This window comes from Flexivirga meconopsidis (assembly GCF_026162425.1).
In the GTDB taxonomy this organism is placed as follows: domain Bacteria; phylum Actinomycetota; class Actinomycetes; order Actinomycetales; family Dermatophilaceae; genus Flexivirga; species Flexivirga meconopsidis.
The window spans coordinates 115,267-141,841 of sequence record NZ_JAOBQJ010000001.1; the positions used below are offsets into that span (position 1 = coordinate 115,267).

General features: G+C 68.3%; 26 protein-coding genes. 13 read left to right on the forward strand and 13 right to left on the reverse strand.

The genetic code is table 11. The features are described from left to right. Nucleotides 1–48: 48 nt before the first annotated feature. The 6 genes from rplI to N2M23_RS00595 form a co-directional block, all read right to left on the reverse strand. Complete coding sequence (rplI, locus tag N2M23_RS00570; protein WP_265442524.1) at nt 49–498, reverse strand: 50S ribosomal protein L9; 450 nt, start codon at nt 496–498, stop codon at nt 49–51. Between the two features lie 14 nt (nt 499–512). Further along, a complete protein-coding gene (gene rpsR, locus N2M23_RS00575) occupies nt 513–749 on the reverse strand; it encodes a 30S ribosomal protein S18 (RefSeq protein ID WP_265442525.1) in 237 nt (78 codons plus the stop codon). Between the two features lie 218 nt (nt 750–967). After that, nucleotides 968–1,561, reverse strand: a complete 594-nt coding sequence (locus tag N2M23_RS00580; RefSeq protein WP_265442527.1) for a single-stranded DNA-binding protein — start codon at nt 1,559–1,561, stop codon at nt 968–970. Nucleotides 1,562–1,587: 26 nt separating this feature from the next. Next, the gene (rpsF, locus tag N2M23_RS00585; RefSeq protein WP_265442528.1) at nt 1,588–1,875 is read right to left on the reverse strand and encodes a 30S ribosomal protein S6; all 288 of its coding nucleotides are present in this window, start codon (nt 1,873–1,875) and stop codon (nt 1,588–1,590) included. Nucleotides 1,876–2,062: 187 nt separating this feature from the next. Beyond that, nucleotides 2,063–3,397 carry a glycosyltransferase 87 family protein gene (locus tag N2M23_RS00590; protein WP_265442530.1) on the reverse strand — a complete coding sequence of 445 codons (1,335 nt, stop codon included), beginning with the start codon at nt 3,395–3,397 and terminating at the stop codon, nt 2,063–2,065. Nucleotides 3,398–3,443: 46 nt separating this feature from the next. After that, nucleotides 3,444–5,732, reverse strand: a complete 2,289-nt coding sequence (locus N2M23_RS00595) for a transglycosylase domain-containing protein (protein ID WP_265442531.1) — start codon at nt 5,730–5,732, stop codon at nt 3,444–3,446. A 147-nt stretch (nt 5,733–5,879) separates the two neighbouring features. Between N2M23_RS00595 and N2M23_RS00600 the strand changes: the two genes are divergently transcribed. Beyond that, nucleotides 5,880–6,500 carry a PadR family transcriptional regulator gene (locus N2M23_RS00600; RefSeq protein WP_265442533.1) on the forward strand — a complete coding sequence of 207 codons (621 nt, stop codon included), beginning with the start codon at nt 5,880–5,882 and terminating at the stop codon, nt 6,498–6,500. 3 nt (nt 6,501–6,503) lie between these two features. Then, complete coding sequence (locus tag N2M23_RS00605) at nt 6,504–7,595, forward strand: inositol-3-phosphate synthase (RefSeq protein WP_265442534.1); 1,092 nt, start codon at nt 6,504–6,506, stop codon at nt 7,593–7,595. Between the two features lie 85 nt (nt 7,596–7,680). On the opposite strand, the gene N2M23_RS00610 is transcribed toward N2M23_RS00605, so the two are convergent. Beyond that, nucleotides 7,681–8,325, reverse strand: coding sequence for a hypothetical protein (locus N2M23_RS00610; RefSeq protein WP_265442535.1), 645 nt, complete (start codon nt 8,323–8,325; stop codon nt 7,681–7,683). Nucleotides 8,326–8,539: 214 nt separating this feature from the next. Here N2M23_RS00610 and N2M23_RS00615 point away from each other — a divergent pair, with 214 nt between their 5' ends. The 3 genes from N2M23_RS00615 to N2M23_RS00625 are packed head-to-tail and all read left to right on the forward strand — an operon-like array spanning nt 8,540 to nt 10,491. After that, nucleotides 8,540–9,220, forward strand: a complete 681-nt coding sequence (locus N2M23_RS00615) for a hypothetical protein (RefSeq protein ID WP_265442536.1) — start codon at nt 8,540–8,542, stop codon at nt 9,218–9,220. Next, a complete protein-coding gene (locus N2M23_RS00620) occupies nt 9,217–9,948 on the forward strand; it encodes a hypothetical protein (RefSeq protein ID WP_265442537.1) in 732 nt (243 codons plus the stop codon). The genes N2M23_RS00615 and N2M23_RS00620 overlap by 4 nt, the downstream gene beginning before the upstream one ends. A 60-nt stretch (nt 9,949–10,008) precedes the next feature. Next, nucleotides 10,009–10,491 (forward strand): DUF6584 family protein, encoded by a 483-nt coding sequence (locus N2M23_RS00625; protein WP_265442538.1) that lies wholly within the window; start codon nt 10,009–10,011, stop codon nt 10,489–10,491. Nucleotides 10,492–10,582: 91 nt separating this feature from the next. Here N2M23_RS00625 and N2M23_RS00630 read toward each other — a convergent pair whose 3' ends face one another. Further along, complete coding sequence (locus N2M23_RS00630; protein WP_265442539.1) at nt 10,583–11,293, reverse strand: TetR/AcrR family transcriptional regulator; 711 nt, start codon at nt 11,291–11,293, stop codon at nt 10,583–10,585. Nucleotides 11,294–11,413: 120 nt separating this feature from the next. Between N2M23_RS00630 and N2M23_RS00635 the strand changes: the two genes are divergently transcribed. Continuing rightward, nucleotides 11,414–12,970 (forward strand): MFS transporter, encoded by a 1,557-nt coding sequence (locus N2M23_RS00635; protein WP_265442540.1) that lies wholly within the window; start codon nt 11,414–11,416, stop codon nt 12,968–12,970. 31 nt (nt 12,971–13,001) lie between these two features. Here the strand turns inward: N2M23_RS00635 and N2M23_RS00640 are convergent, their stop codons facing one another. The 4 genes from N2M23_RS00640 to N2M23_RS00655 all read right to left on the reverse strand — a co-directional run bounded on the left by N2M23_RS00640 (nt 13,002) and on the right by N2M23_RS00655 (nt 17,499). After that, the gene (locus tag N2M23_RS00640; protein WP_265442542.1) at nt 13,002–13,628 is read right to left on the reverse strand and encodes a 4'-phosphopantetheinyl transferase family protein; all 627 of its coding nucleotides are present in this window, start codon (nt 13,626–13,628) and stop codon (nt 13,002–13,004) included. Between the two features lie 43 nt (nt 13,629–13,671). Further along, nucleotides 13,672–14,322, reverse strand: coding sequence for an HAD family hydrolase (locus tag N2M23_RS00645; protein ID WP_265442544.1), 651 nt, complete (start codon nt 14,320–14,322; stop codon nt 13,672–13,674). After that, the gene (locus N2M23_RS00650; protein WP_265442545.1) at nt 14,319–15,299 is read right to left on the reverse strand and encodes a TIGR03557 family F420-dependent LLM class oxidoreductase; all 981 of its coding nucleotides are present in this window, start codon (nt 15,297–15,299) and stop codon (nt 14,319–14,321) included. The genes N2M23_RS00645 and N2M23_RS00650 overlap by 4 nt, the downstream gene beginning before the upstream one ends. A 91-nt stretch (nt 15,300–15,390) precedes the next feature. Next, nucleotides 15,391–17,499 carry a catalase gene (locus N2M23_RS00655; protein WP_265442546.1) on the reverse strand — a complete coding sequence of 703 codons (2,109 nt, stop codon included), beginning with the start codon at nt 17,497–17,499 and terminating at the stop codon, nt 15,391–15,393. Nucleotides 17,500–17,634: 135 nt separating this feature from the next. On the opposite strand from N2M23_RS00655, the gene N2M23_RS00660 reads away from it, so the two are divergent. The 4 genes from N2M23_RS00660 to N2M23_RS00675 all read left to right on the forward strand — a co-directional run bounded on the left by N2M23_RS00660 (nt 17,635) and on the right by N2M23_RS00675 (nt 22,114). After that, the gene (locus N2M23_RS00660) at nt 17,635–18,420 is read left to right on the forward strand and encodes an SDR family NAD(P)-dependent oxidoreductase (protein ID WP_265442548.1); all 786 of its coding nucleotides are present in this window, start codon (nt 17,635–17,637) and stop codon (nt 18,418–18,420) included. Then, nucleotides 18,421–19,344: a DMT family transporter gene (locus N2M23_RS00665; protein WP_265442550.1), complete on the forward strand. Its 924-nt coding sequence runs from the start codon at nt 18,421–18,423 to the stop codon at nt 19,342–19,344. It abuts the gene before it with no gap. Between the two features lie 75 nt (nt 19,345–19,419). Then, a complete protein-coding gene (locus N2M23_RS00670; protein ID WP_265442552.1) occupies nt 19,420–20,085 on the forward strand; it encodes a DUF3159 domain-containing protein in 666 nt (221 codons plus the stop codon). Nucleotides 20,086–20,107: 22 nt separating this feature from the next. After that, the gene (locus N2M23_RS00675; protein WP_265442554.1) at nt 20,108–22,114 is read left to right on the forward strand and encodes a bifunctional phosphatase PAP2/O-acyltransferase family protein; all 2,007 of its coding nucleotides are present in this window, start codon (nt 20,108–20,110) and stop codon (nt 22,112–22,114) included. Nucleotides 22,115–22,130: 16 nt separating this feature from the next. Here N2M23_RS00675 and N2M23_RS00680 read toward each other — a convergent pair whose 3' ends face one another. Next, on the reverse strand, nt 22,131–22,967 hold the full coding sequence (locus tag N2M23_RS00680) for a helix-turn-helix transcriptional regulator (protein ID WP_265442556.1): 837 nt from the start codon (nt 22,965–22,967) through the stop codon (nt 22,131–22,133). Nucleotides 22,968–23,122: 155 nt separating this feature from the next. On the opposite strand from N2M23_RS00680, the gene N2M23_RS00685 reads away from it, so the two are divergent. From N2M23_RS00685 to N2M23_RS00695, 3 genes are all read left to right on the forward strand, one after another. After that, complete coding sequence (locus N2M23_RS00685) at nt 23,123–23,911, forward strand: SDR family NAD(P)-dependent oxidoreductase (RefSeq protein WP_265442558.1); 789 nt, start codon at nt 23,123–23,125, stop codon at nt 23,909–23,911. Nucleotides 23,912–23,930: 19 nt separating this feature from the next. Next, nucleotides 23,931–24,701, forward strand: a complete 771-nt coding sequence (locus tag N2M23_RS00690) for an SDR family NAD(P)-dependent oxidoreductase (protein ID WP_265442559.1) — start codon at nt 23,931–23,933, stop codon at nt 24,699–24,701. A gap of 472 nt (nt 24,702–25,173) precedes the next feature. Further along, nucleotides 25,174–26,568, forward strand: a complete 1,395-nt coding sequence (locus N2M23_RS00695) for an HNH endonuclease signature motif containing protein (protein ID WP_265442561.1) — start codon at nt 25,174–25,176, stop codon at nt 26,566–26,568. Nucleotides 26,569–26,575 lie beyond the last annotated feature (7 nt).

Below are 26,575 nucleotides of genomic sequence, written 5' to 3' on the forward strand. Positions count from 1 at the left end.
TGGGGCGACCGGCTCAGCTGCGAATTGCCGCGGCGTATGCCGCAGGCGTCATTTGGCGGCGACGACGTCCAGCTTGACGACGGCCTCGACCTCCGGGTGCAACCGCACCTGGACCTCGTGGGAGCCGACATTGCGGATCGGGGCCGACACGTGGATCGTGCGACGGTCGATCGCACCAGCACCGGCCTCCTTGACCGCCTCGGCGATCTCGGCGGTGGTCACGGCACCGAAGAGCCGGCCGGACTCGCCGGCGCGCGCGGGCACCCGCACGACCGCCGACTCCAGATTGCCCTTGAGCGACTGAGCCTGCTCGAGCGACTTCACCGCGCGGGTCTCGCGCGCCTTGGTGATCGCGTCGACCTGCTTCTGGCCGCCCTTGGTCCACGGGGTGGCCAGGTTGCGGGGCAGCAGGTAGTTGCGGGCGTAGCCGTCCTTGACGTCGACGACGTCACCGGGCGCGCCGAGGCTGGGCACCTCGTGGGTCAGAATGATCTTCATCAGGTGTCCTCCGATCAGCGAGCCGAGCTCGAGTAGGGCAGCAGCGCCATCTCACGGGCGTTCTTGACCGCGGTGGCGATGAGCCGCTGCTCCTGGACGGAGACACCAGTCACCCGGCGAGCGCGGATCTTGCCGCGGTCGCTGATGAACTTGCGCAGCAGCGCGGTGTCCTTGTAGTCGATCGTCTCGACCTTCGCCGCCTTCAGCGGGTTGGCCTTCTTCTTGGGCTTACGAATGGCGGGCTTGGCCATCGTGGTGCTCTCTTTCTCTTGCGGAGAGCCCGAGCGGCGCTCGGGATGGATTTCTACTTTTTGTATGACGTGGGTGGTCTCGATACGCGGCTCGCCCCTGGGGGCTCGCCGCTACTCGACCACCGGACTCCGGCAGCGAGACCGGCACCAGCTCCAATCCAGCCGGGACAGACCGAGCTTGCGAGGTCAGTCCCGACGCGCGGATTGGAGCGAGACAACTAGAACGGCGGCTCGTCGTAGGACGGGCCGGTGCTCCAGCCGCCCTGACCGCCCTGGCCACCGGACTGCGGACCCTGGCCGCCACCCTGCTGCGGTCCGCCGGTCGCCCACGGGTCGGACTGCTGTCCGCCGCCGAAGCCGCCCTGCTGGCCGCCGCCAGAGTTGCCACCGAAGTTGCCGCCGCCCTGCTGACCGCCGAAGCCGCCACCCTGACCGCCGCCGCGCTGGGTCTTGTTGACCTTCGCGGTGGCGTAGCGCAGCGAGGGGCCGACCTCGTCGACCTCAAGCTCCATGGCGGACCGTTTCTGGCCGGTCTCCTTGTCGTCCCAGGAGCGCGACTTCAGCCGGCCGGAGACGATCACGCGCGAGCCACGGGTGAGCGACTCGGCGACGTTCTCCGCCGCCTCGCGCCACACCGAGCAACGCATGAACAGCGTCTCGCCGTCCTTCCACTCGTTGGTCTGCCGGTCCATGTAACGCGGCGTGGACGCAACGGTGAAGTTGGCAACGGCTGCCCCGTTGGGGGTGAACCGCAACTCCGGGTCCTGGGTCAGGTTGCCGATGATGGTGATGACGGTGTCGCCTGCGGCCATGTCAGTCTCCTAGTCGTGCCGAGGAATCAGGCGTCCACGCGCAGCAGCTTGGTGCGCATGATCGACTCGTTCAGCGTGAGCTGGCGGTCGAGCTCCTTGGCGGTCGCCGACTCGGCGGTCAGCGTCACCACGGCGTAGATGCCCTCGGACTTCTTCTTGATGTCATATGCAAGACGGCGACGGCCCCAGATGTCGAGGTTGTCGACCTTGCCACCATCCTTGGTGACCACCTTGAGGAACTTGTCCAGCGTGGGCTGGACGGTGCGCTCGTCGAGCTCGGGGTCGATGATGATCATCAGTTCGTACTGACGCATGCGGTAACCCACCTCCTTCGGTCTGAACGGTCACGGTCTCTCCGTGACAGGAGGGTTCTAGCAGCGTTGGCTCGCGAAACCCGAGGTCGTCACCGTTGGTGTGAGGACACTCTGCCTCGCGGCACCGACAACCGGTGGGTATGACGGCGCAGACGTGAGCTCGCGAACCAAAGACCGAGTTTATCGGTCAGGCAGCGGGATGCGGAAATCGGCGACCGGCGGCGGCTGAGGGGGACGGCTCGGCAGACGGCTCGAGCGGGTCGCTCGGCAGGTCCTCGGAGGACTCCCACGCGGCCCACGCGATGCCGACGTAGGCGATCGCGCGCACGATCAGGAAGAAGCTGAAGACCGCGGCGGGCATCGCCTTGCCCTGGTTGGACGGACCGGCGATGTAGAGCCACACCATGACGAAGTAGGCGATCTCGACCCCGGCCCAGATCAGGTGGTCCCGCCACCGCATCGCGCTGATCGCCAGCAGCGGCAGCACCCACAGGCAGGCCTGCACCGACATCGACTTGCCGGTCAGCAGCACCACCACGAGCATCGTCAGCGCCAGCGGCGCCAGCTGTGTCTGCTCCTTGGCCCGGCCGGTCAGGTAGAGCCCGAGCAGCAGCGCCATCACCCAGCCGAAGATCGCCACGATCGACAGCGTCGCGCCCGGCACCGAGATGTGCGTGATGGTGAACAGGTATGACGGCGCGCCGTAACTGGCCTTTGCCTCCCACCAGGTGCGGTAGGGGTCGAACGGGTTGCCGCCGGTCACCAGCACCAGCCCGAGGCAGACCACGATGGCCGCCGCGGCACCGGCCAGCAGCCGCCAGAGCGGCCGAGTCTGCTTGTCCCGCAACGCAATCAGCGCGATCGCGGCGATGATCACCAGCGGGTAGGTGCGTGCCATGACCGCGGCGCCCAACAGCACACCGGCCGCCACCGGGCGGCGACGTGCCCAGCAAGCCAGGCCGAAAGTGGCGAGCGCCACGCCGAGCATGTCGAAGGACACGAGTGCGGCCGTGATCAGCACCGGCGACAGCGCCACATGCGCCGCCAGCCACGGTGTGCCGCGCACGATCGAGGCGGTCGCGAGCGTGGTGGCCGCGACGAGCAGCACGATGATGACCGCGCCGATCGCGAAGTAGATCTGCTGCATCGACAGGTCGCTGCCGCCGGGCGTGATCTGGCCCACCAGCCAGCCGAGGATCGCGGTCAGCACCGGTTGAGAGCCGCCGGCACCGTCCCACGGCGTGCCACCGTGCGCTCCGGTCGCGGCGACCGGCAGGTCCGAATAGCACTCTCGCCACAACGAACCCGGTGATCCCCAGCCCTCGCGCACACAGTGGTTCTTCTGGAGTACGCCGAGGGCCACGAAGACCGAGGCCAGCGCCGAGAGCATGGCCGCGACGTAGGTCCAGCCGCGACGACCGATGGCGGCGAACCTGCCGACCGGCCCGCCGATCACCTCGGTCGCGAGCGCCGCCGGGTTCTCTCCGCGGCTGGGCGCGGTCAATCGGTTGGGCGCAGACACGCCGGCGAGCCTACCTGCCGATCCCCGATCGCGAACCTGGTCGCGGCTACCCGACGGGCGATGAAGACTGCTGCCCCGCGCGGGGAGCGACCCCGCTCGCCGGCGGTGGGGTCTGCGGCTGGGTCGGCCGCGTCACGGTGGGCGTCGGCTGGGTCGGTTGCGTCGGGCGGGTCGGCTCGGTGGTCGGGGTCGGCTGCGTCGTGGTCGAGCGGGTGGTCGACGGGGTCGGCCGCTGCGTCGAGCTCGGTGTCGGCGGGGCGCTGGTGGTGGTCGGTCGCGGCGGGGTGGACGAACGGGTTGTCGACGGCGGCGTGGTGGTCGGCTGCGGCGCCTGGGTCTGGGTCACCGGCGGCGGAGTGTTGGTCACCGACGGCTTGACGTCCTTGGGCGTCGGCATCTTGGCCACCGGCTGCCCCTTCAGCGCGGCGCTCATGAAGTCTCGCCAGATCGTGCCAGGTATGTCGCCCCCGTAGAACGACTCGCCCGCCTGGTTGAGCGCCTTGGTGCCGTCCCCGGCGTACATGCCGACGGAGGTGGTCAGCTGGTTCGGGGTGAACCCGGTGAACCAGGCGGCGATGAACTTGCCGTTGGCGCCGGTCGTACCGGTCTTGCCACCGGCCGGGCGGTTCAGGGTGCCGGCCGTCGACTCCGCGGTGCCCTGGTAGCCGCCCGCACCGACCAGCGGCCCCTGCATCCCATTGGCCAGGTTGGCTGCGATGTCCTTGTCGATCGCCTGGGTGGTGTTCGGGTGCGCGGAGTAGTCGTAGTCGCCGGCCGTGCTCGACACCTTGGTGATGAAGTACGGCGCCGCCTTCTTCCCCTCGGCGCTGATCGTGTTGTAGGCGTTGGCCATGTCGCTGACGTGCACGGCCGCGTAGCCGAGCACGTCGACCGCGGACGGGTCGTTCATGCCGGGCGCCTTGGCCGGTATGCCGAGCTGCTGCGCGGCCGCGAGGGTCTTGCCCGTGCCCAGCTGCTGGTTGAGCCGCACGAACGCGGTGTTGGAGGAGACCGCGAAGGCCTGGCCCAGCGTCAGGCTGCCGTACTGGTCCCCGTGGTCGTTGGTGACCCGCGTCTGCTTGCCCCCGCCGGCGTTGAGCACCAACGGCGACGCGCCGCTGAAACGGGTCTGCATCGTCATACCGTCCTGCAGCGCGGCAGCCAGCGCGAACGCCTTGAAGCTCGACCCGCCCTGGATCTGGGCGCCGGTCGCGGCGTTGACGGCGTTCTTGCTGATGTCGTTGCCGCCATACATCGCGACGACGGCGCCGTCGGGCTTCTGGGCGAACAGTCCGGTGTGCAGCTGATCGAGCCGGGCGACCTCGCTGGGCACGCTCTTGTTGACCGCGGCCACTGCGGCGTCCTGGGCCGGTTTCTCGATCGTGGTGGTGATCCGCAGACCGCCACGGTCGATGTCCTCCGGGCTGAGCTTCAGCTTGTTCTGCAGCTCACTGCGCACCGAGGCGACGATGTAGCCGTTCGGACCGGGCGTGATCTGCGAATTCGGCTTGTACGGCACGAAATTCGGGAATTCTTGCTTTTCCCGCTCGGCCTGGGTCATCCAGCCTTCCTTGACCATGCCGTCCAGCACGTAGACCATCCGGGCATTCGCCCGGGCGGCGGCAGCGTCGCCGTACTGCGGGTCGTAGAGGCCGGGCGCGTTGATGACGGAGGCGAGGAAGGCGCCCTGGCTGGGGTTGAGCTTCTCGACGTCGACGCCGAAGTAGGCCTGCGAGGCGGCCTGGATGCCGTAGGCACCGCGACCGAAGTAGATGTTGTTGAGGTAGTCCTGCAGGATCTGGTCCTTGGAATACTTCTGGTCGATCTTCAAGGAGATCATGATCTCCTTGACCTTGCGCTTGACCGACCGGTCCTGGGTCAGGAAGTAGTTCTTGACGTACTGCTGGGTGATCGTCGAACCGCCCTGCTCACCGCCGCCGGTCAGCGTCTTCCACGCCGCCCGGACGGTGCCGCTGAAGGAGACGCCGGAGTTCTTGTAGAAGTTGCGATCCTCAGCGGCCAGGAACTCATAGCGCACGGTCCTCGGCACCTGGTCGAGCTTCACGTCCTGCCGGTTGACCGTGCTGAATCGCCCGAGCTCGGTCTTGCCGTCGTTGTAATAGACGATCGACAACTGCTTGCCGGCGTTGGCCTGCGGCTGCGGGATCGGGGTGCGCAGGTAGATGACCAGCAGCACCACGAAGCCGATCACAAAGAGGCTGAACAGGCCGAGAACGGTGCGCCAGAACACCTTGAACGCCAGGCCGTGCTCCTTGCGCGGACGGCCGCGGCGCACCGCGGATCCGATCCGGGAGCCCCGAGTCTCATCAGTCACGCATGGCAGCGTAACCCGCGGGATGGCGCGGTCGGGAATCTAGGAATCCGCCATGAAACGCCGCACGATGTATCGAACCGATACATCGTGGAGTGTATGGTGACGGACAACACCCGTCGAACAGCGAGCAAACAGGGAGGTATGCCGATGTCTCGTCGCGGCGCCATCCTCGAGCTCGCCGTCCTCGGCCTGTTGCACGACCAGCCGCTGCACGGTTATGAGTTGCGCAAGCAACTGTCCGGCGTGCTGGGCGCCTTCCGCGTCGTGTCGTTCGGCTCGCTCTACCCGTGCCTGCGCGGCCTGGTCGAGCGTGGCTGGATCACCGAGCGCGAGGGCGACTCCCCGGCCAGGCAAGGGCTGGCCGGCAAGGGCAAGCGCAGCAGGATCACCTACGAGCTGACCGCGGAGGGCAAGGAGCAGTTCCAGACGCTCATGGCCCAGACCGGCCCCGACTCGTGGGAGGACGAAAACTTCGACGTCCACTTCGCCTTCTTCGGTCAGGCCTCCTCGGATGTGCGGCTGCGCATCCTGGAGGGCCGCCGCAGCCGGCTGGAGGAGCGGCTCGACGTCGCCCGGGCCCAGTCCCGGGAGCGGCGCGAGCGCGCGGACAAATACACCGCCGAGTTGCACCGGCACGGTCTGGAGTCGACCGAGCGTGAGGTGCGCTGGCTGTCCGAGCTGATCGAGACCGAGCGATCGGCATACAGCACCGACACACCAACCGGCTCGGCGCACAGCGCCCGAAAGCCGGCCACCGATAAGGAGTAAGACATGGCAGAGATCCGCGTCGCGATCGTCGGCGTCGGCAACTGCGCGAGCTCGCTCGTGCAGGGCGTCGAGTACTACAAGGACGCTCCGGCAGACACCACGGTGCCGGGCCTGATGCACGTGAAGTTCGGCGACTACCACGTGGGTGACGTCAACTTCGTCGCCGCGTTCGACGTCGACGACAAGAAGGTCGGCAAGGACCTCGCGGAGGCGATCAACTCCAGCGAGAACAACACCATCAAGATCACCGACGTGCCGACCACCGGCGTCGAGGTGCAGCGCGGCACCACCCTGGACGGGCTGGGCAAGTACTACCGGCTGACCATCGAGGAGTCGGCGGCCGAGCCGGTCGACGTCGTGCAGGTGCTGAAGGACGCACAGGTCGACGTGCTGGTGTCCTACCTGCCGGTGGGCTCGGAGGAGGCCGACAAGTTCTACGCGCAGTGCGCGATCGACGCGGGCGTGGCCTTCGTCAACGCGCTGCCGGTCTTCATCGCCTCCGACCCGGAGTGGGCCAAGAAGTTCGAGGACGCGGGCGTGCCGATCATCGGCGACGACATCAAGAGCCAGGTCGGCGCCACCATCACCCACCGCGTGATGGCCAAGCTGTTCGAGGACCGCGGTGTCGTGCTCGACCGCACCTACCAGCTCAACGTCGGCGGCAACATGGACTTCAAGAACATGCTCGAGCGTGAGCGCCTGGAGTCCAAGAAGGTCTCCAAGACCCAGGCGGTCACCTCCAACCTGGAGGGTCCGCTCGCCGGCAAGGTCGACGACAAGAACGTGCACATCGGCCCGTCGGACTACGTCGCGTGGCTGGACGACCGCAAGTGGGCGTACGTGCGACTCGAGGGTCGCGCGTTCGGCGACGTGCCGCTGAACCTGGAGTACAAGCTCGAGGTCTGGGACTCCCCCAACTCGGCCGGCATCATCATCGACGCCGTGCGCGCGGCGAAGATCGCCAAGGACCGCGGCATCGGCGGCCCGCTGCTGTCGGCGTCGTCCTACCTGATGAAGTCCCCGCCGGAGCAGCGTCGCGACGAAGTCGGTCGCGCCAAGCTCGAGGCGTTCATCACCGGCGAGGAAGCTCGCTGACGCCTCGTCATACCCGAGGAACACCGGCGCCGCTCCCCCGAGGAGTGGCGCCGGTGTTCTGTTGTATGACGGGGCGAGCGCTCCTTTAGAGTTGCAACTCGCCCTGCTTGTTCTTCGTGCCGAACTTCTCGGTCAGGAAGCGATGGTTGGCCAGTAGCTGGTCGCTGCCGAGCCGGGCCGCGTGCCGCACGCGGGCTGCGGTCTCGCCGATCAGCAGGTCGAGCTGCTCGACCACGAGCTGGTGGCCGGTCTTGCCGTCCAGCACCGGCTCGGTGTCGGCGGCGCCGGGCGCGAGCGCCAGGTAGGAACGCACCGCCTGCGGGCCGAAGTCGGTGACCAACTGCTCGACGTCGAAGATCTCCTTGGCGTCGGCGCCGCGGTCGCGCAGGTAGGTGAGAGCGGCGGTGCCGTCGCGGTCGAGCTGGAGGGCGCGGTCGCGCACGTCCCGCGGGAGGCGGGAGTCGTCGGCCAGCTGGGTCAGCGTCTCGGGCGCGGCCGGCTTTGCCAGGTCGACGCGCGGCCGGTCGTAGGTCGGGGCGTCCAGTTGCGCCGGCTCCCGGTGCCGCAGCCGACGCCCCGAGCAGCCGCCGGCCTTGAGGCCGCCGCCGAGGAAGATCGTCAGCAGCACCATCGGGAAGACGAGCCACCCGCCGGTCATCGCCACCAGCACCCAGCCGATCGGGATCAGCATCCAGAGTGCGGACCGGTTGCTGCGCAGTAGCTGGATCATGACGTGCTCCTCGTCCCCCGTCGGTCGCGGCATCTCCGCGTTGACCTCAACAGTAGGAATGCCCCGTCATACGCACCCGTGCCGAATGTCACGACCGGGGTATGACGGATCGCGGGTGGGCGGCATCTCGGGCCGACCAGTACGCGCCACGTACAAGAAAAATCAACCGTTCGGGAGCGGCCTATCTCTCGGCTGCCGTAACTAGCCTTCTGGCATGTATCAGGGGATAGGCAGGGGAATCGCGGCGTCACTTGCAGTCATCGGACTTGCGAGCCTGGCCGCGTGCTCAGGAAACAGCGTCTCCAGTAGCTCGTCGGAGTTCAGCAAGGCTGCTCCTTCGACGGTCACCGTTACCGCAAGTCCAACCGCCACATCCGCAGCCGGATCCGCCGCTGATCCGACCACCCAAAGCACCACGGAAGGCACCGAAACTCCCGCGGACTCTCAATCCCCGACGGGACCCATCACCGTGACCGGTGGCGAACGCACTCTGACGCTTGCCGACGTCTCCGGCCAGACGGACGCGTGGGCGGCCGGTAGCTTCACTCCGGCAGGGGCCTCCGCCCCACTGGACGGTGCGCTAAGGACCGAACTTTCGTGCGGCTCGACAGCCCCGAATCTGCTCGAGTTTCGATTTCCACGAGCGCCGGGCACGCTCACTGTGCAAGCTGCTCAGGACGGTCAAGCCAGCAACTCCGACGACACTCTCAGCGTCGGGCTGATCGTCGACGGTAAGCCGCAACCGGCGAAGAACTTCGCTTTCAACCAGCAAGCTTCAGTGCAGACAAACCTCAGCGGCGTCACGGTCGTGAAGGTCGCCGTGACGGACGCGACCGACCCCTGCACGTACAACGGCAGTAGCGCGGCCCTGGTCGTCGTGAAGGTATCCAGTTGAGCGGCCCCGACTCGGGCGTTCGGGCCGCCTACATAGGCGGAGCGATCACCGTCGTCATTGCAGTCATCGGCTGGTTCGCCGCTCCGGTGATCGCTAACTGGGTCAACTCGATCGGTAAGAACTCGGGCGCCGCAGTTGAGCCGGGCAGCTCGGGGACATCGGCGGTAACCGAGTCGCAGCAGAAGACGAGCGTTCCCGAGGTCGGCACCGGGTGCGCAACTCGCGACGGAAAGAAAGTGAGCTGCGACTCTGACGGCAGCGGCCTGATATCGCCGGCGGCAGCCTGCACGCCCGGCGACTTCCTCAACTCGCGGGGAGTGGACACGACACTTCAGTTCAGACTGAAGGCCACGACCGCAAACCGCGAATGCATCATCTACAGCGCCGGGGCTACCGGAAACGACATCGCCGGACTCAGCGCCACCGGCGTTCCTTCAGTTCTGCTGCAATGCGCCACGCAGCCGGACGGCAGCGGTTTCGTCGCGTGTGCGGTGCCCCACCGGATTGAATTCACCACCGCGTGGGCCGATCGCGCCGTCAGGTCCGACGCCACCGCTCAATGCCAGGACCGCGCTCGGACCTACTCCGGGCAGACGCTCGACTCGGACGCGCTCAACGCGGTTGCGCTGGAATCCGGCAGCAAATATCGGTGCGCAATTCGAAGCCTGGTCCCCTTGACTGGCACCGTCTGGCATCTCAACGGCAAGCCGCTCCCCGCCGCGTCATAGCGCGCGCCAACCCTGACGGTCCGAGTGCGAAGGGGTGGCGGGACCTGCGAAGCTTCGGCGATGTCGTCCGCGATCGAACGTGCCCGAGCCGATCTGGAAGCACGACGGCTCTGGAAGGCGCGAGACAGGTTGGTCGGCCTGCTGCTCCAACGCCAGGACGACGAAGTCCTCGACCTGCTCGCCAGCGTCTACCACCGCATGGGTGACCTGCCGGCCGCGGGTGCGCTTTGGTTCGTCACCGGACGCGACGACGACGAGGCACACGAAGCGGGCGCCGCGTGGCGGCAGCGGTATGGCGGTCCGCACGCGCAGTGGCACAGCATCCCGCCGCCGGTCCGCGCTGCGGTCGATCGGCGCCACCTGGCACAACTGCGGTCGGCAGCCCGGCAGGATGCCGGCCCGGGGAAGCAGCTGGGCAAGGACATCGTGCTCTCCGAAGGCGGCCACAGATGGGGCGCAGCGGGCTGCCTGCTGCTCGTCACCCTCGTCGTGGCGCTGATGCTCGTCGGGGCGTTCACCATCTCGCAGTGGATCCTCCAGTGAGCGTGCGACCCCGAGTGACGTCCGCACCAACGAGTGACGTCGCTGCACGGACGTCAGTCATTGCGACGGACGTCAGTGGGCGGGCGGCGGGCTACTTCGCCTCGCGCGTGCCCGGCGCTCCGAAACGCAGGCCGTCATACACCAGGTCGACGACCGCGAGGGAGGTCTCCTGGCCCTCGGTGCTGCCCGAGGCGCCCAGGCAGATGCCGCCGAGCGCGCGGGTGAGCTCTTCGGGGGTGGCGTCGGCGCGTACGACGCCGGCCTCGATCGCGGGGGTGAGCACGCGGGCGGCCGACTCGCGCATCCGGCGACGGGCGTCCTCGAAGGTCTGCGGGTTGCCCTGCATCATCGAGCGCAGCAGGTTGATCAGGCCCATCTTGACCGCGTAATAGCTGACGAAGCCGCGCATCCACTCGTGCAGGGCCTCGCCCGGGCCGAGTGACTTCGGCAGGTCGAACGAGCGCTGCTCGAGGGCGTCGACCTGGTCGCCGTACACCGCCAGCACCAGGTCGCAGCGGGTCGGGAAGTGCCGGTAGAGGGTGCCGATGCCGACACCCGCGCGGCGGGCGATCTCGTCGAGCGGGGTGTCGACGTCGTCGGTGAACGCCTCGGTGGCGATGTCGATCAGCTTCTGCCGGTTGCGCGCCGCGTCGGCGCGCAGCGGCTTGGCCGGAGCACCGGAGTCTGCCCCACACGCCGCTGAATCTGCACTGATTGCACCAGATTTCGCAGCATCGGCGGCCGGCTTGGTCGCCGTCTTCGCCGAGGTCGCCGGCTTCGTCGCCGAGCTGTTTCGGGCCATCTTCGTCACACCTCACGGAATCCCGGTTGCATAACCGGAGGATTCCTCCGTATAGTTCTAACCGGAGTCAAGCTCCACTTCCATTCATGGTACGCCTCGCAGTAGCGAAGGACATAACAAGTGACCATTACTACCAAGTCACGTAGCGCCTCGGGCGCTACTCGCCCGGCCGGCTCCACCGATGCCGCCGAGTCCGCCAACCCACGACCGTTCGCCGGGCTGATCCTGGCCGCCGTGCTCGTCACCCAGCTGATGCTGGTGCTGGACGCCGCGATCGTGAACATCGCGCTGCCCGACATCGGCAGCCAGCTGCACATGAACTCCACTTCGCTGTCCTGGATCGTCAACGCCTACACCCTGGCCTTCGGTGGGCTGCTGCTGCTCGGCGCTCGTGCCGGGGACATCTTCAGCCGCCGTGTCACCTTCCTCGCCGGTATGACGGTGTTCGTCGCCGCCTCGCTGGCCGGCGGCCTCGCCCAGGACCAGACCTTGCTGCTCGCCTCCCGGGCGCTGCAGGGTGCCGGTGCTGCCTTTGCCGCGCCGTCGGCGCTGGCGATCCTGATGTCGCTCTACAAGCCGGGTAAGGAGCAGACCCGCGCAATCGGCTGGTACACCGTCGTTTCCGCGTCCGGCGCGGCCATCGGCCTGATCGCCGGCGGCGTGCTCACCTCGGTCGCGTCCTGGCGCTGGGTCTTCTTCGTCAACGTGCCGATCGGCCTCGCGGTGCTCGCGGTCGCGCTGCGAGTGCTGCCGCGCGCGGCCCGACAGCGCGGCTCGGTCGACGTGCTCGGTGCCCTCTTGGTGACCATCGGAATGACCTCTCTCGTCTACGGATTCATCCGGGCGGCCTCTGACGGCTGGCTTGAGGGCGGCACGCTTGCCGCGTTCGGGGCCGGGCTGGTGCTCATGGCGGTGTTCATTGCCGTCGAGCTGCGGGCGACGCAGCCGGTCATGCCGCTGCGGCTCTTCGCCGACCGGGACCGAGCGACGGCATACATCGCCCGGCTGATGCTGGTCGCCGGATCGCTCGGCGCGTTCTTCTTCATGAGTCAGTACATGCAGATCGTGCTCGGCTGGACGCCGTGGCAGTCGGGTCTGGCGTTCCTGCCGATCCCGGTGACGATCTTCGCGTCGTCGCAGCTGGTGGCGCGGGTGATCGTCAATCACTTCTCCACCAAGGCAATTGCCGCGACCGGCACGCTGCTGTCCGGCATCGGCCTGATGCTGATGTCCATGCTCAACGCGCACAGTTCGTATCTCACGCTGCTGCCCGCGCTGTTCGTCTTCGGCCTGGGCAACGGCATCGCGTTCGTGCCGCTCACCACTGCCGGGCTGGCCCGTGTCGAACCGTCGGACACCTCGGTAGCATCCGGCCTGGTGAACGTCACCCAGCAGCTGGGCGGTGCGCTTGGTCTCGCCGTGCTGGTCACCGTATTCGCCACTGCCGGAAGCGATCCCGCGGTTGCGCCCGGTGCCTCGTCGCACGCGATCCACGTCTTCGTGACCGGGGCCGACCGTGGGTTCCAGGTCGCCGGCGGCTTGCTGCTGGTCGCGTTCGTGCTGGTCATGCTGGTGATGCGCCGCCCGTCCAAGGGCGCGTCGGCCACCGAACGCGACGCCGACAGCGCAGTCGAGCAACTGCGCGACACCGAGACGACCGCCCTCGAGGTCGGCTGAGGCAGGCCCGTCCGTCGCCGTCAGGCTGCCGTCATACCAGCGTTTCAGCAGGTATGGCGGCAGCCGTCGTCGGTGCGACGACGGTGCCGAAGACGTCCGGTCCGGTCGGGGTTTCGACGGTGAAATCGGTTGCGACCAAACCAAATTCCGCAGGTTGCAGCCGCTCTGCCCGCGCAGCGGCGGCGTCAAGATCCAGCATCCCGGCCTTCACCAGCGCCTCGGCGCGGGTCCACTCGTGCCAGGTGATCGGACGGGACAGCTGCGGTGCCGCGGTGACCGCGCGCTCGACGTCGACGCCGAGCGGACCGGCGGCACCGACGACGGCCGCGACCGCGCCTCCGCTGTGCGCCCAGGACACCGCCACCTCGGGTGCGTCGAGCACCGTCGGGCGCCCGTGCGGCCCGTCGCACGTGGCGCAGACCTGGCGCAGCCGGATGCTGGTCAGTGCGGACGGTGTCGGTGATCCGTCGATGAGCAGCAGCCGCACCAGCAAGCGAGCGGCCACGAAGTCGTCCCGGTCCTGCGGGCGGCGCAGTCGTCGCCAGCGCACCTGTTCGTCGAGGCTGAGCAGCTGGTCCGGGGGCACGGCGTCATACGACTCCAGAAGCAATGCGGAATCGGCGACCGAGTAGCGCGGCGCGGCGGGAGTCGTCGTCATGTCGGCGGCAACCCTAGTGGGGAAGGTGAGCGGCATGTCGACGTCAGAGCAACCGGGTGACCTGGTCCGGCGTCAGATCGGCCACCGAATCCCGCACGTCCACGCAACCGGCGTCGAGCAACTCGGCGCTGGAGAAGCCGCCGGTGCGCACGCCGAGGCATGGTGCCCGAAGACGTCCTGCGGCGTGTGCGTCCCAGTCGCTGTCGCCGATGACGACGGCCTCGCCGCCGCCGGCCCGGTCCAGCGCGACCTGCAGGATGTCGGGCGCCGGTTTGGAGGAGTCGGCGTCGTCGGAGGTCGTCACCGCGGCAACGTCGTCGTGACCGAGCCCGAGCAGCTCCATCGCGTGCTCGGTGAAGTCCGGCGCCCCGGACGACGCGAGCGCCACCCGCAACCCGGCGTCCTGCAAGGAGCGCACGAAGTCCCCGGCCCCGTCGATCGGCCGCACCTCCTCCAGGACGGCTGCGTACTCGCGGCTCCACAGTTTGCGCAACTGGTCGCCGTGCGCGGCCTCGACCTGGTCACCCGCGACATGCGCTACGAGCCGGTCGCCACCCATGCCGATCGCGTGGTGCACCCGCCACCACTGCGGGTAGACCTGCACGGACTCAAAGGCCCGCTCCCACGCGAGCGCGTGCAGATAGGTCGAGTCGATCAGCGTGCCGTCGACGTCCAGGAGGACGACGGCGGTCACAGCGCACGCAGCTTGCGCAGCAACGGCTCGGCGGCCTCGGCGAGGAAGTCGTCCTGGCCGTCGTCGCCGATCTGCACGAGGGCGACGTCGGTGAAGCCGGCATCGACATACGGCCGGACGACCTCGGCGATCGCGTCCAGGTCGGGTCCGCACGGGATGGACGACGCGACGTCGTCCTCGGTCACGAACTGGGTGGCCGCCTTGAAGCTGCCCGCGGTGGGCAGCTCGGCGTTGACCGCCCAGCCGCCGGCGAACCAGCGGAACTGCTCACGCGCCCGCGTCCTGGCGGTCTGCTCGTCCGGCGCCCAGCACACCGGAATCTGCCCGATCGCCCTGCCGGACTTGGGAATCGGCGCCGCACCCTCGATGTCGTTCCATTGGGCGATGAAGTCGGCATTGGGCTCGACGGCGACCAGGTGATCGGCCAGCGGGGCAAACCGTCGTATGGCGTGTTCGCCGCCGACGGCCACCGCCAGCTCCACAGGCTGCTCCGGCAGGTCCCAGAGGCGGCCCGCATCGACCTCGAAATAGTCACCGTGGAAATCCACCACCTCGCCGCCGTGCAGGCCGCGAATGATCTCGATCGCCTCGACCAGCATCTGCTGCCGGACGTCGGCGCCGGGCCAACCCTCGCCGACGACGTGCTCGTTGAGCCGCTCACCACTGCCGAGCCCGAGGGTGAAGCGACCGTCGGCGAGCAACTGCACGGTCGCCGCCTTCTGCGCGACGACCGCCGGGTGATAGCGCACGGTCGGGCACGTCACGTAGGTCATCAGCTCGACCCGCTCCGTGGTCTGGGCGATCGCCCCCAGCACGCTCCAGGCGTATGGCGCATGCCCCTGACTGGCCAGCCACGGCGAATAGTGATCGCTCATCACCTCGAAGTCGAACCCTGCCCGCTCGGCGCCAGATGCGTAGCGCACCAACGGTTTCGGGCCGCTCTGCTCGGTCATCAGGGTGTAACCGAAGTGAGTCATCGTCAGCCTTCCGGACGGGACGGTTCGCCGTGGGGTGGAGCCGGGGCGGCGGCGGGTCTAGGACCGCCGCCCCGGTCCGGGGTCGACGCCCTCACGCGTCGACCGGCCGCTCCCAGAAGCGGAGCGCCTTCAGGCTCGCCACGAAGGACTTGGCCTGCGCGGGCGTGCCGACCGTCGGGCACGCCTCGTCCAGCCGATCCTCGAGCCCGACCGCTTCGAAGAGCGGAGCCGAGTCGGCTCCCACGCCGATGAACTTGTACATGTTGAACGCGTCGTTCACGAAGTCCTTCGCCGCCGGGTCGCGCGACAGCTGGTCGGCTCCGTCGGCGGACGGGATGAGGGCGACTGCGTCATACAGCACTGAGGGGGCGCCCTTGAGCAGCTGGTCGGCCGGCTGCTTGGTGCCGTCGGACAGGGTCACGCCGCCGACCTTCGGGGCGATCAGCTCGACGGTGCCTTTCTCCGACTTCACCGCGCGCTGCAGCGCGGCGAGCACCTTGGCGTCCGAGCCGTCGGTCAGCACGATGCCGAGCTTGCGGCCGGCGAACGTGTCGGGCGGGTTGCCGAGGATCGACAGCTGCGGGCTGGCCGGCAGGTCGGTGCGGACCGGCATGAACGGCTTGCTGGCCTTGGGCAGCGGCATGCCGAGCCCGTCGGCGATCTGCTGGGCGAAGTCCTCGTCGACGTTGCGCAGGTTGGCCACCACCTCGGCGCGCACCTCGGGCTTTTGCACCTTGCTCAGCTCGAAGACGTAGCCGTCGACGATGTGCTGCTGCTCGACCGGGGTCTGGCTGATCCAGAAGACCCGTGCCTGGCTGTAGTGGTCGCCGAAGCTCTCGGCCCGCAGCCGGCGGGTCGTGCCCTCGACCGGCTCGGCGAACGAGTGGAAGCTGGCCTCCTGGTCCGGGCGCGGGCCGCGCTCGCCCACCGGGTAACCGTTGGGTTCGTAGTTGACCGGTCCCTTCGGCACCTCGGTCTGCATGTGGCCGTCGCGGGCGAAGTTGGCGACCGGGCACTTGGGCGCGTTGATCGGCAGCTGGGTGAAGTTCGGGCTGCCGAGCCTGCTGAGCTGGGTGTCGAGATAGGAGAAGTTGCGGCCCTGCAGCAGCGGGTCATCGGTGAAATCGACTCCGGGCACAACATTTTGGGTGCAGAACGCGGCCTGCTCGATCTCGGCGAACTCGTTGTCGACCACCCGGTCGAGGGTGAGCCGGCCGATGACCCGCAGCGGCACGTCGTCCTCGGGGATGATCTTGGTCGGGTCGAGCACGTCGAACGGCAGCGCGTCGGCGGTCGCCTCGTCGAAGAGCTGGACGGCCAGGTCCCACTGCGGGTAGTCGCCGGAGTTGATCGCATCCCACAGGTCGCGGCGGTGGAAGTCGGGGTCCGCGCCGTTGATCTTGACCGCCTCGGGCCAGATCACCGACTGCACGCCCTGCGCCGGCTTCCAGTGGAACTTCACGAACGTCGACTTCCCGTCGGCGTTGACGAAGCGGTAGGTGTGCACGCCGAAGCCGTCCATGAAGCGGAACGAGCGCGGGATGGCCCGGTCGCTCATCTGCCAGAGCGTCATGTGGGTGGCCTCGGGCATGTGGCCGACGAAGTCCCAGAAGTTGTCGTGCGCGGACTGCGCCTGCGGGAAGCCGCGGTCCGGCTCCTCCTTGACCGAGTGCACCAGGTCGGGGAATTTCATCGCGTCCTGGATGAAGAAGACCGGGATGTTGTTGCCGACGATGTCCCAGTTGCCCTCCTCGGTGTAGAGCTTGACCGCGAACCCGCGCACGTCGCGGGCCAGGTCGAACGATCCACGGCCGCCCGCGACGGTCGAGAACCGCACGAACGCCGGGACCTTGTGCCCCTTCTTGCCGAAGAGGTGGGCGCGAGTGGTGTCGCTGAGGTCGGCCAGCGACTCGAAGGTGCCGTGCGCCCCGTAGCCACGGGCATGGACGACCCGCTCGGGGATGCGCTCGTGGTCGAAGCGGAAGATCTTGTCGCGCAGCACGAAATCGGACAGCAGGGTCGGGCCGCGCTCACCGGCGGTGAGGCTGTCCTGGTTGGTGGAAACCGGCACACCCTGCGCGGTGGTCAGCGCCTCCTCGCCGGGCGCCGCCTGTTGCTCCAGCTGCCCGGCGTTGCCGATCACCGTCTCCGGAGCAGCAGCCTTGGACGACTTGGTCGAACGGCGTGCGGACGTGGCCATGCGATTGCCTCCAGTCGGATCGAGTTGTTAGCGCAATGGGTGACTACCCACCAATCACTCATCAAAACAAGGCGAGCGGCACCCGCGCCTCACCCGAAGGGAGGTCACTTCGAGTGCCGGCAATATCGTGTTCATATGCAGCTTTCGGGGAGCGTCGCACTCGTCACCGGGGCCACGGGTGGCCTGGGTGCCGCGACCGCTGCTGCGGCGGCCGAGGCGGGCGCCCACCTGATCGTGCACGGACGCGATGCCGCACGTACGGCGCAGCTCGCCGCTCGACTGCACTGCGACCACGTGGTCGGTGACCTCACCGACGCTTCATCGGTGGAGTCGATCAGCAAGCAGGCCAACGCTTTTCACGGCCGGATCGACGTGCTGATCAACAACGCGGGCATCGGCCACCACTCCCCCTTCGACCGTATGACGCAGGCCGCGATCAACGACCTGGTCGCCACCAACCTCACCGCGCCCCTCCTGCTCACCCGCGCCGTCCTGCCCGGGATGCTGCAGCGCGGCGCCGGGCACGTCGCCTTCGTCAGCAGCATCGCCGGCCGGACCGCGGTCGCCGGGGAAGCGGTCTACTCGGCGACCAAGGCGGGGCTGGACGCCTTCGCCGACGCGCTCCGGCTGGAAGCGGCGGGCACCGGCGTCGAGGTGAGCACGCTGGTCCCGGCGGTCGTCGAGACCGGCTTCTTCGCCACCCGTGGCGTGCCCTACACCAGGTCGTCGCCGAGACCTCGTCCGGCGAACCAGGTGGCGCAGCAACTGGTTTCGCTGATCGAGGGCGGCCAGCCGGAGCGCTTCACCGACCGCAGCCTGCGCGTGGCGCCGGTGCTGCGTGCGGCGTGGCCTGCGGCATACAACCGGTTGGCGGGGCGTTGGGGTGATCAGACGAGACTACGAGGAGGAGATCCCGAGTAGATGCTCTGGCTGGTGCTCCTGCTGGCGTGCGCGGCGGCTTTCGCCTTCGCGCTGTCCGCGATGCTCCAGCAGCGCGAGGCCGCGCGGATCAAGGACGACCATTCGCTCGGCACGGTGCACGGCTTCTCCGGTTTCCTGCGCACCCTCGTGCGCCGCCGCGTCTGGGTGGCGGGCTTCCTGATCAACAACCTCGGTTTCCTCATCCAGGCGGCCGCACTCCACCTGGGCAGCGTCGCCGTCGTGCAGCCGGTGATGGTCAGCCAGGTGCTGTTCGCGCTGCTGCTGACCGGGGTCGGCAGCCGGATGCATCCGACCCGGCGCGACTGGGGTTACGTGCTGTGCATCTGCGCCGGGCTGATCGTGCTGCTGTCGGTGAGCGGGGCCGCCCCACTGAGTGGTGCACCCGACCGTGACCAGGCGGCCCTGGTGCTGATCGTGATGGCGGCCTGCGTCGTCGCCCTTGTCGCGGTCGCGCGGGCCCGCTCCGGCCGCACCTCCAGCCTGCTGCTCGCGATCGCCGCCGGCATGTGCTTCGCGGCCAGCGCCGTACTCATCAAGCTCACCACCGCCGACCTCTTCGGGCCCGGGGTGCTGCACACCGCACTCGACTGGCCCGGCTACTGCCTGGCGATCTCGACCGCGGGTGGCCTGCTGATCGAGCAGGCGGCGTTCGCGGGCGGCACGTTGCCGTGGGCGGTCGCGGCGATGAGCATCACCAACCCGGTCGCCAGCTACCTGGCCGGGATCTTCGGCTTCCACGTCACCCCGCCGCACACGGCGGGCGCGCTCGCCGCGGTCTGCGTGACCGCGGTGCTGGTCGGCATCGGGATCAGTGGGCTCGCCCACTCCCCGCTCTCTCGGAGTGAAACCCCCCGAAAAGCACAGGTCACTCCGGCCGGCGCGCAGTCACGGGCAGCGAGCTGACCGTGACCACGCGCCGGCGGAGCTCCTCTGTCCCATTTCGTCTGAGAATCACAGGTGCCGGTGTCATAGTGAAATATGCCCGCGACCGCTGCGGCCGAGCCGCATGCCCATCAGCTGCTGATCGATCGGGCGTTCCTTCGCTCTTCTACGTTACGGGCGGGACGGCTGTTGCTGGAGGCAGTCGTGGTGCCCGCCCTGATCCTGTATGCCGCGATGGCCACGGTCGGGCAGTTCTGGGGTCTGATCGGCGTGCTCGCCTGGTCGGCGCTGATCGTCGGGATCCGCTGGCGCAGCCGGGAGAGCGTGCCGCGCACGCTGCTGATGGCCGTGCTGATGCTGGTCGGACGCACCACGATCTCGCTGGCACTGTCCAGCGTCTACGTCTACCTGCTGCAACCGATCGCCGGATCGCTCTTCATGGCACTGATCTTCCTCGGCAGCGCCGCCATCGGCCGTCCGATCACCAAACACCTGGCCCGCGACTTCATCGCCCTGCCGCAGACGCTGATGCACGACCGCCGGGCGCACCGGATGTTCACCCAGGTCTGCGTGCTGTGGGGCCTGTCCCGGCTGATCGACGTCGGCATGAGCCTGGGCTTCCTGCACCTCGGCGCGCAAAGCGCGGTGCTGTCCCGGGGTGTCTTCAGCTCGTCGCTGACCGTGCTGTCGGTGCTGATCTGCACCGCATGGGGTTGGAGCAGGCTGCGTCGGATGCCCGGCTTCACGGTCGCTTTCGCCTGAGGTTGCCGGCGGGGGTAGCCCGGTGAGCGCCACCCACTCGCACCGCCCGCATCTGCACCTGCCGCGGCTGCGGTTTCCCGCCATACCCGCTGCGAAGCGGCCGAAGCTGCTGGGCGAATTCCTCATCGGCGCAGCACTTTTCGCGGTCTATCTCCTGGTCGACGCGTGGCGCGGCCCGGGGCGCACCGCGACCGCGCGGCACAACGCCGCCCACCTGATCGACCTCGAGCAGTGGCTGCACCTCGACATCGAGCGCTCGCTGAACGACTGGCTGTCCGCCCGGCCGGGCCTGATGACCGCGGCCAACTACGAATACGCGACGACCTACCTGATCAGCGCGGCGCTGCTGCTGGTGATCAGCTACCTGTGGGCCCCGCAGGTCTACCGGCAGGCGCGCAACTCGTTCGTGCTGCTCAATCTGCTGGCGTTCGCGGTGTTTGCGGCATACCCGCTGATGCCGCCGCGAATGATGCCCGGATTCGTCGACACGGTGGCGAGTGGCGGCACCGTCGGCTCGTGGGGTTCGCCGGTGGTGGCCGGGGCCAACCAGCTCGCCGCGATGCCGTCCCTGCACATGGCGTGGGCCTTGTGGGTGAGCGTCATGCTGGCCCGTATGTCGCAGCGGCGCTGGCTGCAGGTGGCGAGCGCGGTGCACGTGCTGCTGACCCTGTATGTCGTGCTCGCCACCGCCAACCACTACCTGCTCGACGCGGTGGGCGCGGTCGTGGTCGTCGGGGTCGGGGTCGGTGCGGCCGCCTGGCTGATGCGCGGGTCGGGCTCGAGGCTGCCGACCGCCGACGCGTTCTTCCTCGACATCGAAACGCCCGGCAACGGGCAGAATGTCGGCGGGCTGGTGCTGCTCACCGGTGCACCGACGTATGACGAGATCCGCGACCTGCTCGATCAGCACCTGGCCGACCTGCCGCACTTCACCGACCGGCTGGCGCCGGGCGGCGGCTCCGCCCGGTGGGAGGCGGCCGGTCCGATCGACTGGTCGTGGCATCTGGCCGAGGTGGACCTGCCGGGCGGGGCGGGCATCGCTGGATCGGAGCTGGCCGCGTTGGACGAGCTCATCGGCCGGCTGACGACCGACGAGCTGCCGCAGGATCGGCCGCTGTGGCGCGCCTGGCTGGTGCGCGGGGTCGGCGACAAGACCGCGTTCTGCATCGTGATGCACCACTGCATGGCAGACGGCGTCGGTGCGGTCGCCAAGCTGCTCTGCCTGCTGGAGCCGCGCTATGAGCTGCCGGTGCCCGACCGTAAGGCGCCGGGTGCGCTGCAGCGCGGCGCCGGTGTTGTCGCCGGGCTCGCTCAGCTGGCTACCGACGGGAAACCGGCCGCGGTGCTCCCGCCGGGTGGCGCGACCCGCGGCTTGGCGACCACCGAGGTGTCGCTCGCCGCGGTGCGGGCCGCCGCCCGGTCGCGCGGGATGAAGGTGACCGAGCTGCTGCTGGCCGCGACCGGCAGTGCGGTGGCCGGTGTCGAGCCGGGGCTGGCCTCCCGCTGCGGCGGGCAGTTGCGGGTGTCGGTGCCGATGATGCTGCGCGCGCCGGGCTCGGGCGACGAGGACGGCAACCTGACCGCCGCGGTGCTGCTGGACAGCCCCGCCCGCAACGCGTCCGTCGACGAGCTGCGCGATGAGGTATGCCGCCAGGCAGCACCGCTGCGGTCCCCGACCCGGGCGCTGGCTTCTCGCTGGGTGATGGCGAGTGCGCTGCGTGCCGTCCCGCGGACGGGGCGTCGGGCATTTGCCCGAAATGTCTACGGCCCCAAGTATTTTCAGGCGATCGTGTCCAACATGCCGGGTCCGGACCGGTCGTTCACAATGGTCGGTTGCCCGGTCAGCCGGGTGCTGCCGATCCTGCCGCCGGCCCCCGGCATACCGCTGACCATCGGGGCGCTCAGCTGGGACGGCCGCCTCGGGGTCACGGTCGTCACCGATGCGTCCGTGCTGGATGCGCGTGCGGTGGTGGAGCGGCTGGAGGCGCGGTTGCTGGAGCCGTCCGGAGTGGTCCGGCAGGACGTCTGACTCCGGTCGCCGGGCGTTACTGACTGCCCGGTCCCGCTTGGGGGATGGAACGGAGTAGCGCAAGTCGTGTCGCACTTGAGCTTCTGCTCTCGGCGCTATAGACCACAAGCTCCTGGCCCGGAGCGGAGTTGACCGAGAACGTCTCGTACGACAGCACGAGACGACCGACCTGTGGATGCTGGAGAGTCTTGACGTCTTGGGATTTTCCACGCACTGACTGCCGAGACCACAGTTGCTCAAAGGCCTGGCTCTGATCGATCAGTTCATCGATGACGCCACGAACCCGGCTGTCATGCGGGTGTTGACCGGCCGCCTTGCGCAGATTGGCTACGGATGTCTCGCACGCCCGGTCGTACTCGACGTAGAACTCGGGAGCTGCGGGATCGAGAAAGGTCATTCGGGCGATGTTGTCCGTTATCTCAAACCCGCTATACAACGCTTCGGCCAACGGGTTGCGAGCAAGGACGTCCAGGCCTCGCGTTACGACCATCGCAGGGTGCTCGGACCAACCGTCGAGCAGGACGCGCAGGCTGGGCGCCAGCGACGTCGACCGGACATCCTGAGACTGCCTGACGGATGCACCCGATAAAACGAAGAGATGGGCCGTCTCCTCCTCGTCCAGGCGCAGGGTTTCGGCCAGCGCTCGCAACACCTGAGGAGACGGGTTGAGTTCACGACCCTGCTCAAGCTTGGTGTAGTAGTCAACCGAAACTCCGGCTACAACGGCGACCTCCGCGCGGCGCAGACCTGGGACACGACGTGCACCGGTGGACACCAACGAATGCTCTTCGGGAGACACCGCGCCCCGCTTCGCGCGCAGGAAGAGCCCAAGCTCCGAAGTCTTCAGCCCCATTCCTGCCACGGTACGCCGGCAGCATTTCCTTCCCTCAGCACCCTATGGGGGGTGTGAGACAACCAGCCGCGCCGCGCTCTCCCTCGTCGATGCCGACCATCCGATGCTGGTCACGCGCAGAAGGCTGCGCCGCGACAACTGGCGGAAGGTGGGACATGTCGAAACAGACCCAGGAGCGAGACCGCAACAGAATCAGTCGGGACGAAGACCTCGCCGATCGCGTGGTCCTTGTCACTGGCGCAGCGGGCGGAATCGGTAGGGCGGTTGTGCAGGGTGCGCTCCGTCGTGGCGCACGCGCGGTCGTCCAGGATCTGTCTCCCTCCGTCACTGAGCTGGAAGCAGAGCACCCCGGACGCGTCGTAAGCGTCGTCGGCGACGCGGCCGACGAAGCGGTGGCGGTGAAATCCGTCGCTGCGGCACGCAGCCAATTCGGCCGACTCGACGTGCTTGTCTCGAATGCGGGGACGACGCTCAACAAGCCGCTGACCGCTACCAGTGCAGAGGAGTGGGACCGCGTCATGCGCGTCAACGTGCGCAGCGCGTTCCTGCTGACGAGGGAAGCGTTCAAGATCATGGAACAAGACGGCGGCGGAAACATCGTCTACGTCGGCAGCTTCACCTCGACGGTCGCCCTGGCCGAAGGGTCGGCGTACACCGCATCCAAGGGGGCGCTCAGCCAACTCATGAAGGTCGCGGCAGTCGAAGGGGCACGCCTCGGGATCCGGGCGAACGCCATCGCCCCCGGGGTAGTGGACACGGGGTTCCTCAACCACATCCGTCCCGACGGACAGGAGTACTTGCGTTCGTTCGGTGCAGCACACCCGTTGGGCCGGATCGCGCAACCATCCGAGATCGCCGACGCCGTCCTCTACCTCGCCGGCGACGAGAGCAGCTTCGTGACCGGCGCCCTCCTGGCCGTCGACGGCGGCTACACCGCACTCTGACCATCCGACAATCTCGCAAGTGGCGAAGGAAAACACTATGAACCGCCTCAGCGGCAAGAGGGCACTCATCACCGGTGCAACCGGAGGCATCGGCTCCGCCACGGCGAGCCAGTTCGCGATGGAGGGGGCGGCGGTGCTGGTGACCGACCACGACCGCGAACGCGTCGATGCACTCGTCGAGACCCTGGCTGCCGATGGCCTCGACGTCGACGGGGCGGCCCTTGATGTCACCGATCCCGCGCAATGGGAGAGAGCGGTCGCTCAGGCGGTAAGCGCCTTCGGTGGCCTCGACACGCTGATCAACGTCGCCGGGATCGTGGCGTGGGAAGGCATCGAGACCACTGAGCAGACCGACTGGGATCGCGTAGTGGCGGTCAATCTGACCGGTACCTGGCTGGGGATGAAGGCGGCGATGCCCGCACTCCTGACGTCCGACACAGCCAGCATCGTCAATACCTCATCGGTCCTGGGCATCATCGGCGGCGGCGGTGCCGCCGCGTACCACGCCACAAAGGGCGCAGTGCGACTGCTGAGCAAGACCGCCGCCGTGGAGTATGCCGAGCGCGGCGTCCGGGTGAACTCTGTGCACCCTGGCGTGATTTCGACACCGATGATTTCCGAGATCCTGCAAGCCGAGGGTGACCAGCAAGCAGACATCCAACGCACCCCGATGAAGCGCGCCGGAAGTGCTGAGGAAGTCGCCGCCGGCATCGTCTATCTCGCCTCCGACGAGTCGTCATTCATGACCGGCGCCGAACTGGTCATCGACGGTGGCCTCACCGCTCATTGACAAGCCGGTTCCATGAACGACCTGCTTTGCGGGTGCCGGATCGGCCGTGTCAATTGGGGATCCGTCTGCCGCGACGGCGCACCCGCCCCTAACGTTCGCGGCGTCGGGACTCCCACAGCCTGAGACCGCCGATCACCACGAGCCACAACACGAACCAGATGGCGCCCCTGGTCAGTGATGCCGACCAGCTGTCGCGAAACAAGAACCTGCTCAGCAGCGTAACTACTCCGAACACCCACACCAGCTGTATCCCGAAGGCTCGCCACGAACTCCCGTACATAGCCAGGACACGGTGCGGGTTGCCACTGCGATCGGTGTGCACTCTCACGATCCTATGGGTCGCGGGCGATCATCCGTGACCGCTCGACGCCACGGAGATCAGAACTTCGTACGGAGGACGTGGGTTGTCGGTGGTCGACGTTATGATGATCACAACGACGAAAACCACTGCGGCGGAAGGAGATTCGAGCCTATGTCTCTCGATTCTGCCCTGCCGCTGCCGGAACGTCCGGACGTGCCGCAGGGTGGTGCGCGGGTGCCGGTTGAGCCGGGTCGTGGACCGGTCGTGCTGGAGCGGGTGCGGGAGCTTGCGGCGTTGCTGGATGAGGTGCCGGACGTCGTCCATCAGCTCGGCGACGCGCAGGTGGAGTCGTTGACGCAAGTGTTGTTGCGCCTGCATGGGCGGTCGGCGCAGGTTGCTGCGGTGGTCACCGCGGATGCGGTGGACCGGGGCACTGTCGCGGGCTCGACGGCGGCGAACACCACCCAGTGGGTGGCCCGTCACGCCGCGGCGGCTGGGGTGCCGGTCGAACCGGTGGAGGCGAAGTCGATCGCGGTGGTTGCGGAGGCGTGCCGGGAACCGAAGAACGCGGTGATCGCGGCAGCAGTCCGGCAAGGCACCTGCACGGTGAGCACGGCGCGGGCTGCGTTGACCAACGCGGACAAGGTCGCGCCGGTGGTGCCGTTCGCGGATCGGGGTGAGGTGTTGTCGTGGTTCCTGCAACTGGACCCGGCCCTGGGTGTGCGTGGTGTGCAGGCGTTGACCCGGAAAATCCTGGCGACCTACGCATCGGAGGCGTTGTCGGCGCAGGACGCGAAACTCGAGCAGGTCGAAACGTTGACCTGGGGTACGACCGCGACCGGGATGACGCGGTTGGTGGCGGAGTTGGCGCCGGCGAATGCTGCGGTGGTGAAGGCGGCGATCACCGCCGGCTCCGCGCCTCGACCTGCCAGTCCGGGCGGGACCGACGGCTCCACTCCCGCCGAACCGGGCGACACGTCCGGCACGGCCGATGCGAGCGCGACCGTGCGGGATGACCGCACCCCGGGCAAACGCCGCGCGGACGCGTTGGTCGAGTTGGTGACTGCGGGTGCGAAAGTCGCTGCCGGTGAGGTGGCGCCGGTCGGGTCGGCGGCAACGGTCCTGCTGACGATGAACCTGGCCGCGTTGACCGAGGGGATCGGTGGGGCGACCACCCCGGCCGGTGACGTGCTCGATGCGGGCGCGGCCCGGCGGGCCGCGTGTGATGCGGAGCTGATCCCGGCGGTGTTGGGTGGGCCGAGTCAGCCGTTGGATGTGGGTAGGCGAGAACGCCTGGTCACCAAGGGGTTACGCGCGGCCGTGCTGATACGTGATGGCGGGTGCACCTTCCCCGGCTGCGATCGGCCGCCGGGTTTCTGCGAAGTCCATCATGTGACGCCGTGGTGGGCCGGCGGCACCACCAGCCTGACCAACTCCGCCATGCTCTGCTGCCGACATCACCAGGAAGTCCACCGCCGAGGGTTCACCGCACAAGTGCGCCCCGACGGTGTGACCTGGGACCTGATCCCCGGGCGCATGCCCGGCCGCAACCGGGCGGCCGCGTGATCGCGAC

Coding starts and splice junctions, on each gene's coding strand:
- rplI (WP_265442524.1), bottom strand. CDS start 498: ATGAAGATCATTCTGACCCACGAGGTGCCCAGCCTCGGCGCGCCCGGT.
- N2M23_RS00665 (WP_265442550.1), top strand. CDS start 18,421: ATGCTCTGGCTGGTGCTCCTGCTGGCGTGCGCGGCGGCTTTCGCCTTC.
- N2M23_RS00605 (WP_265442534.1), top strand. CDS start 6,504: ATGGCAGAGATCCGCGTCGCGATCGTCGGCGTCGGCAACTGCGCGAGC.
- N2M23_RS00580 (WP_265442527.1), bottom strand. CDS start 1,561: ATGGCCGCAGGCGACACCGTCATCACCATCATCGGCAACCTGACCCAG.
- N2M23_RS00655 (WP_265442546.1), bottom strand. CDS start 17,499: ATGGCCACGTCCGCACGCCGTTCGACCAAGTCGTCCAAGGCTGCTGCT.
- N2M23_RS00650 (WP_265442545.1), bottom strand. CDS start 15,299: ATGACTCACTTCGGTTACACCCTGATGACCGAGCAGAGCGGCCCGAAA.
- N2M23_RS00630 (WP_265442539.1), bottom strand. CDS start 11,293: ATGGCCCGAAACAGCTCGGCGACGAAGCCGGCGACCTCGGCGAAGACG.
- rpsR (WP_265442525.1), bottom strand. CDS start 749: ATGGCCAAGCCCGCCATTCGTAAGCCCAAGAAGAAGGCCAACCCGCTG.
- rpsF (WP_265442528.1), bottom strand. CDS start 1,875: ATGCGTCAGTACGAACTGATGATCATCATCGACCCCGAGCTCGACGAG.
- N2M23_RS00640 (WP_265442542.1), bottom strand. CDS start 13,628: ATGACGACGACTCCCGCCGCGCCGCGCTACTCGGTCGCCGATTCCGCA.
- N2M23_RS00615 (WP_265442536.1), top strand. CDS start 8,540: ATGTATCAGGGGATAGGCAGGGGAATCGCGGCGTCACTTGCAGTCATC.
- N2M23_RS00600 (WP_265442533.1), top strand. CDS start 5,880: ATGTCTCGTCGCGGCGCCATCCTCGAGCTCGCCGTCCTCGGCCTGTTG.
- N2M23_RS00685 (WP_265442558.1), top strand. CDS start 23,123: ATGTCGAAACAGACCCAGGAGCGAGACCGCAACAGAATCAGTCGGGAC.
- N2M23_RS00610 (WP_265442535.1), bottom strand. CDS start 8,325: ATGATCCAGCTACTGCGCAGCAACCGGTCCGCACTCTGGATGCTGATC.
- N2M23_RS00660 (WP_265442548.1), top strand. CDS start 17,635: ATGCAGCTTTCGGGGAGCGTCGCACTCGTCACCGGGGCCACGGGTGGC.
- N2M23_RS00680 (WP_265442556.1), bottom strand. CDS start 22,967: ATGGGGCTGAAGACTTCGGAGCTTGGGCTCTTCCTGCGCGCGAAGCGG.
- N2M23_RS00670 (WP_265442552.1), top strand. CDS start 19,420: ATGCCCGCGACCGCTGCGGCCGAGCCGCATGCCCATCAGCTGCTGATC.
- N2M23_RS00695 (WP_265442561.1), top strand. CDS start 25,174: ATGTCTCTCGATTCTGCCCTGCCGCTGCCGGAACGTCCGGACGTGCCG.
- N2M23_RS00625 (WP_265442538.1), top strand. CDS start 10,009: ATGTCGTCCGCGATCGAACGTGCCCGAGCCGATCTGGAAGCACGACGG.